13 protein-coding genes are annotated in these 14,106 nt (G+C 67.8%); 9 read left to right on the top strand and 4 right to left on the bottom strand.

Annotated features, from left to right (window positions below; genetic code table 11):
• Positions 1-24 precede the first annotated feature (24 nt).
• The gene (locus tag HV766_RS03420) at positions 25-774 is read right to left on the bottom strand and encodes a hypothetical protein (protein WP_175180564.1); all 750 of its coding nucleotides are present in this window, start codon (positions 772-774) and stop codon (positions 25-27) included.
• Positions 775-1,084: 310 nt separating this feature from the next.
• Here HV766_RS03420 and HV766_RS03415 point away from each other — a divergent pair, with 310 nt between their 5' ends.
• The 5 genes from HV766_RS03415 to HV766_RS03395 all read left to right on the top strand — a co-directional run bounded on the left by HV766_RS03415 (position 1,085) and on the right by HV766_RS03395 (position 8,954).
• Positions 1,085-1,936 carry a M15 family metallopeptidase gene (locus tag HV766_RS03415; RefSeq protein ID WP_054452053.1) on the top strand — a complete coding sequence of 284 codons (852 nt, stop codon included), beginning with the start codon at positions 1,085-1,087 and terminating at the stop codon, positions 1,934-1,936.
• A gap of 28 nt (positions 1,937-1,964) precedes the next feature.
• Positions 1,965-3,353 (top strand): hypothetical protein, encoded by a 1,389-nt coding sequence (locus HV766_RS03410; protein ID WP_175180563.1) that lies wholly within the window; start codon positions 1,965-1,967, stop codon positions 3,351-3,353.
• A gap of 119 nt (positions 3,354-3,472) precedes the next feature.
• Positions 3,473-7,177 (top strand): type VI secretion system membrane subunit TssM, encoded by a 3,705-nt coding sequence (gene tssM, locus HV766_RS03405; protein WP_054452329.1) that lies wholly within the window; start codon positions 3,473-3,475, stop codon positions 7,175-7,177.
• The gene (gene tagF, locus HV766_RS03400; protein ID WP_054452055.1) at positions 7,174-8,157 is read left to right on the top strand and encodes a type VI secretion system-associated protein TagF; all 984 of its coding nucleotides are present in this window, start codon (positions 7,174-7,176) and stop codon (positions 8,155-8,157) included. The genes tssM and tagF overlap by 4 nt, the downstream gene beginning before the upstream one ends.
• A gap of 2 nt (positions 8,158-8,159) precedes the next feature.
• A complete protein-coding gene (locus HV766_RS03395; RefSeq protein WP_119450364.1) occupies positions 8,160-8,954 on the top strand; it encodes an OmpA family protein in 795 nt (264 codons plus the stop codon).
• Positions 8,955-9,011: 57 nt separating this feature from the next.
• On the opposite strand, the gene tssA is transcribed toward HV766_RS03395, so the two are convergent.
• Positions 9,012-10,112: a type VI secretion system protein TssA gene (gene tssA / locus HV766_RS03390; RefSeq protein WP_175180562.1), complete on the bottom strand. Its 1,101-nt coding sequence runs from the start codon at positions 10,110-10,112 to the stop codon at positions 9,012-9,014.
• Between the two features lie 172 nt (positions 10,113-10,284).
• Here tssA and HV766_RS03385 point away from each other — a divergent pair, with 172 nt between their 5' ends.
• Together HV766_RS03385 and HV766_RS03380 are read left to right on the top strand one after the other, a co-directional pair.
• Positions 10,285-10,536 (top strand): hypothetical protein, encoded by a 252-nt coding sequence (locus HV766_RS03385; RefSeq protein ID WP_175159920.1) that lies wholly within the window; start codon positions 10,285-10,287, stop codon positions 10,534-10,536.
• A gap of 36 nt (positions 10,537-10,572) precedes the next feature.
• Positions 10,573-10,842, top strand: a complete 270-nt coding sequence (locus HV766_RS03380; protein ID WP_042795237.1) for a PAAR domain-containing protein — start codon at positions 10,573-10,575, stop codon at positions 10,840-10,842.
• Here the strand turns inward: HV766_RS03380 and HV766_RS03375 are convergent.
• Positions 10,839-11,285 (bottom strand): hypothetical protein, encoded by a 447-nt coding sequence (locus HV766_RS03375; RefSeq protein WP_225590388.1) that lies wholly within the window; start codon positions 11,283-11,285, stop codon positions 10,839-10,841. The genes HV766_RS03380 and HV766_RS03375 overlap by 4 nt on opposite strands.
• 181 nt (positions 11,286-11,466) lie before the next feature.
• Between HV766_RS03375 and HV766_RS03370 the strand changes: the two genes are divergently transcribed.
• Together HV766_RS03370 and HV766_RS03365 are read left to right on the top strand one after the other, a co-directional pair.
• Positions 11,467-12,858, top strand: coding sequence for a tetratricopeptide repeat protein (locus tag HV766_RS03370; RefSeq protein WP_254593264.1), 1,392 nt, complete (start codon positions 11,467-11,469; stop codon positions 12,856-12,858).
• 56 nt (positions 12,859-12,914) lie between these two features.
• On the top strand, positions 12,915-13,079 hold the full coding sequence (locus tag HV766_RS03365) for a hypothetical protein (RefSeq protein WP_166738255.1): 165 nt from the start codon (positions 12,915-12,917) through the stop codon (positions 13,077-13,079).
• Positions 13,080-13,091: 12 nt separating this feature from the next.
• On the opposite strand, the gene HV766_RS03360 is transcribed toward HV766_RS03365, so the two are convergent.
• Positions 13,092-13,844: a 5'-methylthioadenosine/adenosylhomocysteine nucleosidase gene (locus HV766_RS03360; RefSeq protein WP_175180561.1), complete on the bottom strand. Its 753-nt coding sequence runs from the start codon at positions 13,842-13,844 to the stop codon at positions 13,092-13,094.
• Positions 13,845-14,106 lie beyond the last annotated feature (262 nt).

Genomic DNA, 14,106 nt, shown 5'->3' with positions numbered 1-14,106 from the left:
CGGAAAAAAACCTTCTCTGAAGACTCAGGGTTCGACCTGGGCTTGCGGATTGGGGCATTCGGGCGCCGTGCCCCAATAGCCCGAACACACCCGCAAGCGGCATTGCTCGCTTTCCAGGAAGCCCAGCTTGCGGCATTGCTCCAACCGGGCCGCCAGGGGCGAGCCCGGCAGTTCGCGGACGAAGACGCCGTCGTTCTTGTAGACCTTGGTACCGGGCGGCGACGCCGGCGGCAGGCCATAGGACATCAGCGCGGCCAGCAATGCGGCGTCGGAATCGTTGCGCGGCGTCTTGGCGCGCTGCGGCGCGGCCTGGGGCGACGCTTTGGGCGAGCCTTGCGAAGTGATCGCGCGCGGCACCGTGGGCCCGGCTGCCTTGGGCGCAGCGGCCTGCGCCTGCAACGCAGCGCGAGGCTGCGGCGGCGTGGCGGTGACGGCCAACGCAGACAAGGGGTTCTCGGGCGCGCGGTCCTCATCGGCATTGGGAAGTCCCAATTGCGCGAGAGGGTGGTCTTCGATGACGGCCGCGGAAGAAGGCTGCGGGTCGGGATCGGCAGCGGCCACGCGCGCACCCGCTGTTGGAGCGGCTGGCGCGGCGGCGGGCTGCGCTGGCGGCGTAACCGGAGGAGTCGATTCAGCGACCACAGGCAGCGGCGGCGTATCGAACACGCTATATAACACCGCGCCCGCAGCACCCGTCAGCAATAGCAGCAGCAAGGCCAGCGGCAAGCGGGAACGGCGCTTGGGCGCCAGGTGTTTGACTTCGGCGTCCGGCACTCGCCCCTCTAGCGCGGCGAGGATGCGCGACGCTGCGCGTTCATCCGGTGACGGTGAGCGTCCTGCGAGCAAGCTGGGAACAGAGGTCGGTGATCGCGATCTTTTTTCGTCTTCTGCCATGCGAAGTCCCGTGTCTGCAGAGGTCGTCTAAACCCCTGTAACCAAGGGGTTCGAGAATACCTGATGACTTCTTTCGCATCATCGATTCTTGTTACGAGTTCTAAGCCACAGACGCGTTTTGCAACGTCCAAGCGCTTGCCTGAATCCCGAATAGAACAAAAGATTACGCCTTCGTAACTGAGGGACCTCCTTGCTTCTCCTGCTGCCTCTCTACTTTCTGCTCGCCATCGGCGTTTCCGCGTTGCTTGTCTTTCCGTCCTTGCGGGAGGCCACGGCAAGGGGAGCGCGCGCGCTTGCACAGGGAATACGCCAGGGCATGGCGCGCGGCGCGGGACACGCAGGAGGGGCGATGGGCGACTCCGCGCAGGCGCTGCGCACGGGCTTTGGAAAGGCTGGCGGCGCGTTTTCGGCATACCGCTGGCACATCGCTGCGGGCCTGCTGGTTGTGTTGCTTCCGTCACTTTTCGCTTTCGTCATGCGACACAATCACACATTTGTTTACGAGGATCGAACCGCGGGTCCGGACCCTCGCATCCAGGCTTTGCTGACCGGCGAAAGACTGGTCCCGCCGCCTCCGCTGCCGCCCGAAGCGTTCACCACGCGCGAAGTGGAATTGGTGCGTCCCAACCTGGGCGGCGCCAGCCGCGACTGGAACCTGCTGGACGCCGATTACCGCCAGCGCCTGCTGGCCGCGTACCGCGTGATGCGTGAAGAGCACGGCTACGAGATGGTGCTGATCGAAGGCTATCGCAGCCCCGACCGCCAGGCGGAGCTTGCCAAGATGGGCTCGCACGTGACCAATGCCGGCGCCTACCAGAGCTATCACCAGTTCGGCCTGGCCGCGGACAGCGCCTTCCTGCGCGACGGCAAGGTGGTCGTGTCCGAAAAGGATCCCTGGGCCATGCGCGGCTACGAACTGTTCGGCGAAACCGCCGAGCGCGTCGGCCTGACCTGGGGCGGCCGCTGGAAGATGATGGACTTCGGCCACACCGAGCTGCGCCGCCCCGGCGTCATGCGGCGCAATGGCGGAGCCGCGCAATGATCAACTCCGAAAGCGTCATATCGCATCCATGAGCCGCATACTCAAAACCGGGCTGTTGCTGGCCCTCGTCTTCGGCGTGGTCTGGCTCGCCGTCATCATCTGGTGGCAGGAGTCGCGCACGCTGCCTACGGGCGTGGACATCGGCCTTTATCTGTTCGCGCTGCCGCTGGCGTTGATCGCCGCCGCCTGGAGCGGCGCGCGCATCGTGCGTGCGCGCCGCGAGGCCCGCGCCGCGCCGGCGCAGCCCGCGCAGGACGACGCCGCCCAGACCGCCGAACCCGCTCCCCAGGCCGCGAGTCTGCGCGTGCTGGCCAGCGCTGCCAGCGCCGCCGTAGGCAGCGAGGCCATCGCGATCCATGCCGCACTGGCCGCGCAGCAGCGTCCGGATCTGGACCCTTCCTTCAAGAACACGCAAGGCTTTCCTGTCTTCAGCGCGCGCGCGCCGCAGCTCGATACCGATGCGCTGCGCGCCGCGGCGCGCGAGGCCCGCGCCCCGGCCGCCGCGCTCGAAGAAGAACCCGTGCGCGCAACCGCCCTGCTGGCAGAGGTGGTGGAGGCGCTGGCGCTGGAAGCGCGCGCCATCGTGCTGAAGCAAGGCGAACCGCAACATGACGAAGCATGGCCGCTGCTGCAGCTGGAACTGCTGCTGCCCGCCGACTGGTCCGACGCCGTGCGCGACCATGCCGTGGACCAGGTACTCGCGGCGGCGGCGTGGCCTGCCAGCCGCATGGTCCAGCGCCTGCACGCCGCGCCAGACGCGCTCACCAGCGATGGACTGCTGCGCCAGCTGGCGCAGGAACCCCTGACCGCGCGCAGCGCCACGCTACGCCTGGTTGCTGTCGCCGACTCCCACATCGATGCGACGCGCGTCGAGCAATGGGACGCCGCCGGCCGGCTCATGTCGAACGCCAATCCCCAAGGCCAGGTGCCTGGCGAAGCCGCGGCGGGCCTGTTGCTGGACCTGGGCGCCCATGCGCCTGGCGGCGAGCCCGCACGCAGCGACTCCGCGCTGACCCTGACCCTGTCCGCACAAACACAGCGCGCGGTCGACGCCGACGCGCGCGGCGCGCTGCATGAGCCACGCGTGACCGAGTTGGCCACGCAATTCCTGGCCGAACAAGGCCAACCCGCTGATGGCGTGGCCGCGCTGATCAGCGATGCCGACCACCGCGGCAGCCGCCCGCTGGAGACCGCCGGCCTGGCGGCTGCGCTGTTTCCGGCGCTGGACCCCAACCAGGACTGCCTGGCAGTAGGTTCCGGCTGCGGCCATACCGGCGCGGCCGCGCATCTGCTGACCGTGGCCGTCGCGGGCGCCGCCTGCGCCCAGGCCGGCGCGCCCGTGCTCGCCCTCATGACCCAGGACCCGGCGCTGCGGACGCTGGCGCTGGTGTCGCCTTCCGAAACCCTTCCCGCCTGACCCACAAGAACATAGTTCAAACCATGCGCAGCCCCTCCGATCTCCTATCCGGCGCCTCCCGCGCCATCAGCGAAGGCCGACATTGGTCCTCGCGCGCGCTGGCCAATCCGCGCACCTTCATGGCGCTCGGGCTGCTGGCCCTGGTGGTCTTCCTGTTCCTGTTCGCCGACACGGTGGAGATCGGCCTGGTCTGGGCGGGCATCGCCCTGGGCGTATGCGTGCTGCTGTGGCTGTGCGCCTATCTGTGGCGCCGGCGGCGTACCCGCAAGGCCAACAAGAACCTGGGCGACATGCTGGAGCAGCAGGTGCAGACGGGCGCCGCCGCCAACCGCAACGACGTGGAAGCGCTGCGCACGCGGCTGACCCAGGCGGTGCGCACCATCAAGACCTCGAAGATCGGCCAGACCTCGGGCAACGAGGCCCTGTACGAGCTGCCCTGGTACATCGTCATCGGCAACCCCGCGGCCGGCAAGAGCAGCGCCGTGATCAATTCCGGCCTGCAGTTCCCCTTTGCGGACAAGAACGGCGCGGCGGTCCGCGGCGTGGGCGGCACGCGCAACTGCGACTGGTTCTTCACCACCGAAGGCATCCTGCTGGACACCGCCGGACGCTACTCGGTGCATGAAGAGGACCGCAACGAATGGATGGGCTTCCTGGACCTGCTCAAGCGGCACCGTCCCAAGGCGCCCATCAACGGCATCATCGTGGCCGCCAGCATCGACGAGCTGACGGGCGCGGGTCCGGAGTTCGCGATCAACCTGGCCAAGAACCTGCGCCAGCGCGTGCAGGAGCTGACCGACCGCCTGGAAGTGTTCGCGCCGGTCTACATCATCTTCACCAAGGCCGACCTGATCTCGGGCTTCAGCGAGTTCTTCTCCGACAGCGACCAGAGCGAGCGCGACCGTGTCTGGGGCGCGACCCTGCCCTACGGCGCCGAGGAAAACCGCGACGTGCTGGCGCTGTTCGACAGCCGCTTCGACGAACTGTATGAAGGCCTCAAGGAAATGGGCACGGCGCAGATCTCCCTGCGCAACAGTCGCGACCTGCCGCCAGGCCTGCTGACGTTCCCGCTGGAATTCGCCGGCATCAAGCCGGCGCTGCGCACGTTCCTGTCCACGCTGTTCGAGACCAATCCGTTCCAGTACAAGCCGGTGTTCCGCGGCTTCTACTTCACCAGCGCGCTGCAGGAAGGCATCACGCAAAGCACTTCCACCGAGCGCCTGGCCGAACGATTCGAACTGCGTCCCGCCGCGCGCGCGCAGTCGCGCAGCGTCACCTCCAACAATGGCTTCTTCCTGCGCGACCTGTTCTCCAGCGTGATCTTCGCGGACAAGAAACTGGTGCGCCAGCACGCCAGTCCCGCCAAGACGCGCATGCGCTACCTGGCCTTCTTCGGCCTGGTGCTGGCGCTGGGGCTGGTACTGGGCGGCTGGAGCTGGTCCTACCTGGGCAACCGGCAACTGGCGCAGAACGTGCAAGCCGACCTGGACAAGGTGGTGCGCCTGCAAAGCGAGCGCACCGACCTGCAAAGCAGGCTCGAAGCAATGGAAATCCTGCAGGACCGCATCGAACAGCTGGATCGCTATTCCTCCAGCCGTCCGTGGTCCCTGGGGCTGGGCCTGTACCAGGGCGATGTGCTGAAGGAGCGGTTGCTGGCCGAGTACTACAACGGCGCGCGCCAGTTCATGCTGACGCCGGTGAAGGCCAGCCTGGAAGACTTCCTGGCCAAGGTCGACACCTCCGCCGCAGCAGCCAGTGGCAACGCGCCGCAACCGGCGCCGCAGCAGGCCCGCGCCGCGCACGCGGGCAATGGCGACACGCTGTTCCAGGACGCCTCGCCCACCAACGCGGACGACGCCTACAACGCGCTCAAGACCTACCTGATGATGGCCAACCATCAGCACGTGGACCCCACGCACCTGTCCGACCAGATCACGCGCTTCTGGCGCGGCTGGCTGGAAACCAACCGCGGCGCCATGCCGCGCGACCAGTTGATCCGCAGCGCCGAGCGGCTGATTTCGTTCTATGTCGGCCGCGCGCAGGACGAAGGCTGGCCGCAGATCGACACCAATCTGGCGCTGGTCGAAAAGACCCGCGGCAGCCTGCGCGCCGTGATGCAGGGCATGCCGGCGCGCGAACGCGCCTATGCCACGCTCAAGGCGCGCGCCGCGACGCGCTTCCAGGCCATGACGGTGGCGCGCATCGTGGGCGAGAACGACGCGGGCGTGGTCGCCGGCAGCTACGCCATCCCCGGCACGTTCACGCGCGAAGCCTGGGAACAGTACATTCAGCCCGCCATTGGTGAGGCCGCCAAGAAGGAAGTGCAGACCAGCGACTGGGTGCTGGGCGTGAACGCGCGCGACGACCTGACGCTGGAAGGCAGCCCGGAGCAGATCCAGAAAAGCCTGGCGACGATGTACAAGACCGAGTACGCCGAGGAGTGGCAGAAATTCCTGCGCGGCGTGACGATCAAGCCCTTCACCAGCTTCGAGCAATCGGTGGGCGCGATGAACCGCCTGGGCGATCCGCAGACCTCGCCCATCGCCAAGCTCATCAATACCACCTATGAGCAAACCTCCTGGGACAACCCTTCGCTGATCAACGCCGGGCTGCAGCAGGCCCAGAGCGGCGTGGTCGGCTGGTTCAAGCGCGTCATCCTGCGCCAGACGCCGCCGTCCGCCGCGCCCGCCACCGCCGCCAACGGCGAGGCGATTCCGATGGGTCCGGTGGGACGCGAATTCTCCGACGTGGCGCGCCTGGTGGTCACGCGCGACAACCAGTCGCTGCTGGGCAACTACATGGGCGCACTGTCCAAGATCCGCACCCGCTTCAACCTGCTGAACAACCAGGGCGATCCCGGCCCCGGCGCGCTGACGCTGATGCGCCAGACCCTGGAAGGCAAAGACTCGGAACTGGCCGACGCGCTGAAGCTGGTGGACGAGCAGATGCTGGCAGGCATGTCGGCGACGCAACGCGAGACCCTGCGCCCGTTGCTGGTGCGCCCGCTGATCCAGGCCTACGCCGTGACCATGCAGCCGGCGGAATCCGAGTTGAACAAGGTCTGGAACGCGCAGGTCTACCGCCCGTTCAACCAGACCCTGGCGGAGAAGTACCCCTTTGCCAGCCGCGCCAGCGTCGAAGCCAGCAGCGATGAGATCGGCCAGGTGTTCGGCCCGCAGGGCAGCATCGCCAAGTACGTCAACGACACGCTGGGTCCGCTGACGGTGCGCCGCGGCGACATCCTCACGGCACGCACCTGGGGCGACATGGGCGTGAGCCTGCAGCCCACCTTCACGGCCAATTTCGCGCAGTGGGTGGCGCCGCTCTCGGGAGGCGCGGCCGGCAGCGGCGCGGCCAGCCAGCCGCAGACGCTGTTCCAGATCCAGCCCAAGCCCGCGGCCGGCGTGACCGAGTACACCATCGAGATCGACGGCCAGCAGCTGCGCTACCGCAATACCCCGCCGCAGTGGGTCAATTTCGTGTGGCCCAACGCCCAGGGCGCCCCCGGCGCGCGCATCACCGCCACCACCTTCGACGGCAGCGTGGTCGAGATCGTCAACGAACCCGGCCGCTTCGGCCTGGAACGCCTGATCTCCACGGCCCAGCGCACCGCCAACGCCGACGGCAGCTTCAACATGAGTTGGGGCAAATCCAACGTGACGGTGCCGGTGAAGCTGCGCATCATCAGCAACGCCCAGGCGCCCGGCGCCGGCGGCAGCGAGCCCGGCGGCAGCCAGGGCCTGCGCAACCTGCGCCTGCCCTCGTCCGTGATCGGCGCCTCTCCCGAATCCTCCGCCCAGACGCAACCCGGAGCGCCGCAATGAGCAGCCCGCAGTCCCCCTTGTTCCGCACGGCCTACTTCGGCAAGATTCCCAGCCGCGGCGATTTCGTGAAGAACACTTCACATCCGCAGCTGATGGCCACGCTGGATGCCTGGGTCGCCAGCACCATGGAGATGTTGGCGCAGGAACCGCACTGGAAGGCGCTTTACGACGAAGCCGAGCCCATGCCGTTCGCCATCCTGGGGTCGCGCGGCAAGCTGGCCATCGCCGGGCATCTGCAGCCCAGCCAGGACCTGTCGGGCCGCCGCTACCCTTTCCTTTCCGCCACCTCGGTGGAAGTGCAGAAGCCGTTGGCCTTCATTGCTCGCAGCCCCATTGCCTTCAGCCGCATGTGGAACCGCATGAGCGGCGCCGCTGCCCTGCTGATGCAGGACGGCGATCCCGCCTCGGCGCTGCAAACGCTCAACGAACTGGAAGGCGAAATCCGCACAGCGGCCGACGACGGCTTCGACGCCTTCGTCGACCTGCAGACCGTGGAGCGGCTGGAGGCGATGCTGCGCGGCAACGGCCACGCCGCGCGCGTGCACGACATCATCCTGGCGCTGGGCATCCTGCTGGAGCCGGTGATGTCCAGCGGCTCCTCGCAGCTGGACAAGGGACTGTCGCTGCCGCTGCCGGACGATCCGCTCTACATCAACCTGGTGGCCGCCTATTGGATGACGCTGATCTCGCCCTTCCTGTCGCGCGCGGACTTCGAGATCACCCTCTTCATCGGCCGCATCGCCGGCAAGCACCGGCTGGCCGTGGATTTCCGCGGCGCCTCGCCGCAGACGCTGGCCAGCCTGCTGTCCACGCCGCAGGCGTATGCCGAACAGCACATCGTGCTGGAGGACGCGCCCTGGGTCCGCAACCACGTATCGGCCAGCCACGGCCTGGCAAAGCTGTCCAGCTACCTGGACCAGCCGCGCCTGTCCTTGCGCCTGGCGCTCGACACCTTTCTTGAAGTCTTTACCGGAGCCTGACCATGCGCCTTTCCTTCATGCTCATGGCGGCGCTGTATGCCTGCACGGCCGCAGCCCAGGACGCGGCCACGGTGGTGCCCGCCAACGTCATCCCCCAGCCCGGCCAGGTCGTGGCCAGCGGCGCCGTGCCGGACGAAGCCGCCAAGGCCGATGTGCTGGCCCGGCTGCAGCAGGTGTATGGCGTGGGCAACGTGATCGACCAGATCGATGTGGGCGGCGTGGTCGCGCCGCCGAACTGGTCGGAGCACGTCGGCAAGCTCATCGGCCAGCCATTGAAACAGATCAACCGCGGCCAGCTGGAGATCGACGGCACCCAGATCCGCCTGCGCGGCGAGGTGCAGAATGAAGCCTCGCGCCAGCAGATCGCCAGCGCCTTCGCGACCTCGCTCAATCCCACCTACAAGATCGTCAACGGCCTGCGCGTATCCGCCAGCAAGGACGAACAGGGCTTGCTGGACCAGGTACTGACCAACCGTGTGGTGGAATTCGAGACCGGCAGCGCCACGCTCACCGCGCGCGGCCGCGAGCTGCTGGACAAGGTGGCGGACGTGGTGCCCAAGCTGCATAGCGACAAGGTGCAGATCATCGGCCACACCGACAGCTCCGGCAGCCGCAGCACCAACCTGGCGCTGAGCCAGGCGCGCGCCGATGCCGTCAAAACCTACCTGGTGGACAAGGGCCTGCCGCCCGCGCGCTTTGAGACGCTGGGCGCGGGGCCTGACCAGCCGGTCGCCACCAACGCCACGGCCGAAGGCCGCGCCAAGAACCGCCGCATCGAGTTCCGCGCCAGCCGCTAGGCGCCTGGCGCTTGGCCGGCCCGCGCGGGCCGGCTTGTGCAAACAGTGACTTTGCGTTCAGCCGTTGTGGTCCGGCGGCTTGGGCACGCCCAGCAGCTCTTCCAGGCCGGACAGCGCATCGCCGTTCTTGAGGACGGTGCGCAGCCACAGGTGCAGCGACATCTCGCCCCAGCTGGCGGCCTTGTCGGCCAGATAGGCCACGGGGCTGTGAGGCTCGGTGCGGCGGAAGAACTCCGCCACTTCGCGCAGCTGCGCCAGCGCCTGCTCGCGCGTTTGCAGCGGGCCGCGCGCGGCTGCGGGCGCGGCGGAAACAGGGTCGGCAGCGGACAAGGTCGGCTCCATCCGGGCAGCTGCGGGCGCAGCGGTGGGAGCGGCCGGCGCCGCGGTATCCGCGCGCACCAGCAGCCCGGCGTCGCGGGCGAAGCGGCGGGTCAGCTCGGTCACGTCGCGCAACGCGTCGCGCACCGGCGAGAAGGCCGGGCCCTCGTCGCCCAGGCGTTGCGCCAGGGTCTGTTCCAGCGTATCCAGCGCCGCGAAGCAGCTTTGCAGATTGCCTTCCAGTTCGGAATAGAAAGCGGGCGGCGTGTCGCGCCGCGCCGCGTCGAACTGGTCCAGCGTGAGCTTGCCGCGCGTGATCTCGGCCGCGTTCTGCGGCGCGCGCTTGACCGCGTTGGCCAGTTGCGAGGCGCTGTCCCACAGCGCCGCGCCATAGCGCCCGCCCTCCGACTGAGTCAGCGGCAGCTCGCGGATCAGCTGTTGCGAGCGTGCCAGCAGCCAGGCCAGGTTGCCCACGCGCTGCTGCACGTCGCCCTCGTCCGGCACGGGATGCAGGCCGTCCCAGTAGTGGCTGCACAGGCCGTCCACCAGCAGATAGCCGTCGCGCAGGCCGGCGAAGCCGCGCGTCTTGGCCCAGGCCTCGGCCAGCCAGGCGGCCACGCGCACGTCCTTGCTCTGTTCGCGCAGCACCGTGGTGCAAATGCGGATGACTTCCGGCCAGTCGGCCTCCTTGATGTCGATAACCCAGTCGCCCTGGTCCAGGTTCGGATCATCGTGGCGGCGGGCTTCGCGGATGGCGTCAAATTCGGCTGAGAACACCATGTCGACGCCGCAGGGCGCCTCGCCCGCAATGGGCTGCAGCAATGTGTCGATATCGCTCATATAAATCTGGTCGGATGGCAGGATCGCGGCCGCCGGGCCAGCGGCGGGCAGCGACAAGAGGACCGATCCTCCCATATCTGTAACGACTGCGCGTTTGAAGATGACACGTCCTATTACAAAACGCATCACGGACCCTGGATATCATGCGGGTTCCCCAGGACAAGGATGCGCGATGAACAAGTCATTCCACATGATGCCCGACGGCCGCTTCATCATTGGCAAGCCGCGCCGTTGCCCCGACGGCACCTACGTCGGCGACGGCGGACCCATCACCCGCGCGCCGGATGGCACTTACGTTGCCGGCAAGCCGCAGCGCGCGCCTGACGGCCGCTATGTGGGCGGCGACGGTCCGGTGCGCATGGCGCCCGACGGCAGCTTCGTCACCGGCACGCCGCGGCAGGCGCCGGACGGCACCTATCTGTAAGCACACATAACCAAACTGACAGGGCAACAGGCAGCCATGGCGCAGCTATCGGTGATACGCAAGGGCGACCGCACCTCGCATGGCGGAGTGGTCGTCACGGGCGACGAAACAGTAATGATCTTCGGCCAGCCCATGGCCCGGCTGGGCGACCGCGTCACCTGCCCCAAGTGCAGCGGCACGCATACCATCGTCGAAGGCGCGGCCGCCGTCAGTTCGGACCGACGCACCGCGCTGGAAGGCATGAAGACATCCTGCGGCGCCACGCTGATCGCAAGCCAGCAGTTCTACCGGCTGGAGCAGGGCTAGACCCCGGACCGCGCAAGCAGGCGCCTCAATCCCAGGCGCAGCGCCAGCACGGCGAACGCAATAGGCAGCACCATGCGCCACTGCGCCACGAACAATTCCATCGTGGCCTCGCCAGGCGCCCAGGTGTTACCGAACACCTGGGCCTCGGGCGGCGCCAGATAGAGCGCAACCAGCGCGGCGGCCAGCGTCGCCGCGGCCCGCCATGCGGCCGAACGGCGCACCCGCGCCGCGCGCTCGGCCAGCGCCAGCGCCAGCAGGCCGGCCAGCCCCGCCAAGGCGGCATCGACGTAGAAGTCGAACGGCCCGTACATGAACGGCGCATCCGGAATCATCCAGCCGTAGGCATCGGTCTTCAGCACTGAAGTCAGGCAAGCGCCGAACAGCGCCGCCGCAGCAGAGAGCAGCAGGAAATCACAGAACCGCAGGAAGAATTTCGGCATCATGGAACGGGAATACGCCGCGTGCGGCGGCGGGGTGCGGGCGCAAGAATGCCACAGGAGGAATCCCGCTGCATCCGATACACACCGCCCGGCGCGATTGCTCGCCAGGCAGCGGCGCGCCGCGTTCTCTGAGAGAATGCCGCCTGTCTCTCAGGCTCCACCGCTCAGACCTCAAGCAGCACCCATGACGCTTCCGCAATCCAGGCTGTACCCGTTGCTGTTGTCCGGCGCGCTCGCGCTTGCCCTGGCGGCTTTGCCGGCATATGCCTCCGCCGGCTCGTCCTCCCGGAAAGCCGCCACCCGCAACACGCCCGCGACGCCGCCCCAAGGCATGCCGCAGTACGGCAAGGGTGAACATGGCCGCTACCTGATCCTGAGGCTGGACAACAGCCGCGGCGGCGGCATCGCTCCCAATACGCCATACCGCCTGTTCCTGACAGGCGAGGACAAGGCCATCGAGGGTACGCCCGACCACGACGGCATCGTGCACGGCGTCACCGACGCGCTGGGCCGCAGCGCCTGGATCTGGACCCGCGAGGCGCATTCCGCCGAAGACTTCACCTTGATCCGGCGCATAGGGAGCGGCGCCTGGGGCAGTGTTTTCCAGCTGCAGAGCGGCGGGGATAATGGTCCGCTGGGGGGGTGGCCTTACATCACCACCATGCATGTGCGCTGGGGTGAGCAATGGGTAGACCTTGGGTACAGCACCGCGCAGGGCAATACCGCCTACTTCAGCCACGCCCGGCCGGCGGCCTCCCTTTCGATCTCGGTCGAGGCCAATGCGGCAGAGAACCGCCGCTGCTTCGACGAGCTGGACGCCATCAACCGCAAGTTCAGCCAGGGCGATGCCGAGGGCGCGCTGCAACTGGTGGATACCGCCGCCTGCGGCGCAGAGCCGCAGCAACAGCTGGACATGGCCAACCTGCTGCTGATGGCCGGCCGCGCCGACCTGGCGCGCCTATGGCTGGAACGCGCCCGCTCAGGATCCGAGCCCGTGGATCATGACGTGCTGCGCGCAAGATGCAAGCTGGAACGCCTGCTGGGCCTGCCCGCCCTGGCGCTGGAAGACGCGCTGGAATTGCAGCGGCGCCAGGCCGACGTCCCGCTGCGGGACGATCCCGACTGGGCCAACAGCATCGCCTACTATCTGGCGGATTTTCCCGACTACCTGGCGCAAGCCGAGGCGCAAGCGCACAAATCGATAGCCACGGCCGGCGCCCTTCCCTACAACCTGGGAACGCTGGGCTGGATCCTCGTCCTGAGGGGCGACGTCGACGGCGGGCTGGACCTGCTGCAGCAGTCCTACCGCGAGATTCCGCGCGACGAGGAAATCGTGGCCGATTACGGCCTGGCGCTGTGGCGCCACGGCCAAAAAGACCTGGCCACTGGGCTTTGGAAACAAGCCGAGGCCCAATGCGTGTGGGGCGGCCGCATGTACGACGCGCTGCGCGAGGCCGGTCATCCCCACCCCTACTTCCAGGCCGCGAATTCCCGAGCGGTGCAGGCCTATCAGCAGCGCTGCGCGGCGCCGCAGACCAAACGCAAGATCAGGACTGGCGCTGCCGTCAAAGCGTAAAATAACGAAGACAGACCAGCAGCGCCCCGCAGCAGCGGTACGCGCAGGAGACCACCATGAAATCCGCCCTGATCCGCTTGCTTACTCTCATGGCCACGGCCCTGGTCCTGGCCGGTTGCGCGCAGGGCAATGGTGGCCCGCCCCATCCCGGCGCGGTCAATCCCTACAGCCAGGGCGGCTTCCACGACGCCGGCCCCAACTACCCCGACACCGGCCGCTGACCAGCGCCGGCCTCAGGCTTCCCGCAGCGCGCCCGACTTCAGCAGGGGCGCCAGGATGCCGGCGGTGTAGACCCGCGCCAGGTTCACCAGGAAGTCAGTGAAGTCCGCCTTCGCGGCATGATCGGCCTGATCCGAAATCACCCTCAGCACAGCGAAGGGCACGCCGAATTCGTAGCAGACCTGCGCCATCGCCCCGCCTTCCATTTCCAGGCAGAGCGCACCGGGCAGGCGCTGGCGTAGCTGGTGCGCATAGTCATTGCTGTTGACGAAGACGTCGCCGGTGGCGATGAGCCCATGGTGCACCCGCGGCGGCTGTCCGCCTGGTCCCGCCGGCAAGCCGCCCTGGCGCACGAACTGTCCCGCGCTTTCCAGCAGCCGTTCGCTCAGGACCGGATCCGCATCGAAGCGTTCGCGCCCCAACAGGGGAATCTCATGCTGTCCAAACAGCGGGCGCGCGTCCATGTCGTGCTGCATCAACGCACTGGCCACGACCACATCGCCCACCGCCACATCCTCATGCAAGCCGCCCGCCAGTCCGGTGAAGACCACCCGCGACGCCTTGAACTCCTGGATCACGATGGATGCCGTCGCAGCCGCGGCCACCTTGCCAATCCGGCTCAACGCAATCACGCAAGGCGTGCCCCACAAGGTGCCGACGTGGAAGTCGCGCATGGCAATGCGGTGAATGGCGGCGCCCGGATCCATCGCCGCCAGCAGGTCGGCGATCTCTTCGTGCAAGGCGCCCAATATGGCTAAACGTCCCATGTACATCTACTCGGTTGATACGCGGCCCGCGGCCGCCCTGCCCCGCAACATACTCCATGCCCGGCGCGGCCGCCAACGCGTGCGGGCCTCCCCGCGCTTGCCTGGAGGATTGCTACTTTTGATGTAGTGAAGTTTTCCTCCTGCGCCCGCGCCGCCGTGCGAACCCAGACACTGCGCTGGATTGCGACCAATTAGCTAGTCAAAAAAGCGGTGTACGTCCATGCAGCAGGGAAACCATGCACCCGGCGGCGTCCGAACGCCG

Origin of the sequence: Achromobacter aegrifaciens, assembly GCF_902859735.1 — a bacterium.
Classification (GTDB): Bacteria; Pseudomonadota; Gammaproteobacteria; order Burkholderiales; family Burkholderiaceae_B; genus Achromobacter; species Achromobacter aegrifaciens.
Note: the sequence above shows the minus strand (reverse complement) of the source record. Positions and strands in the feature narration are given on the sequence as shown.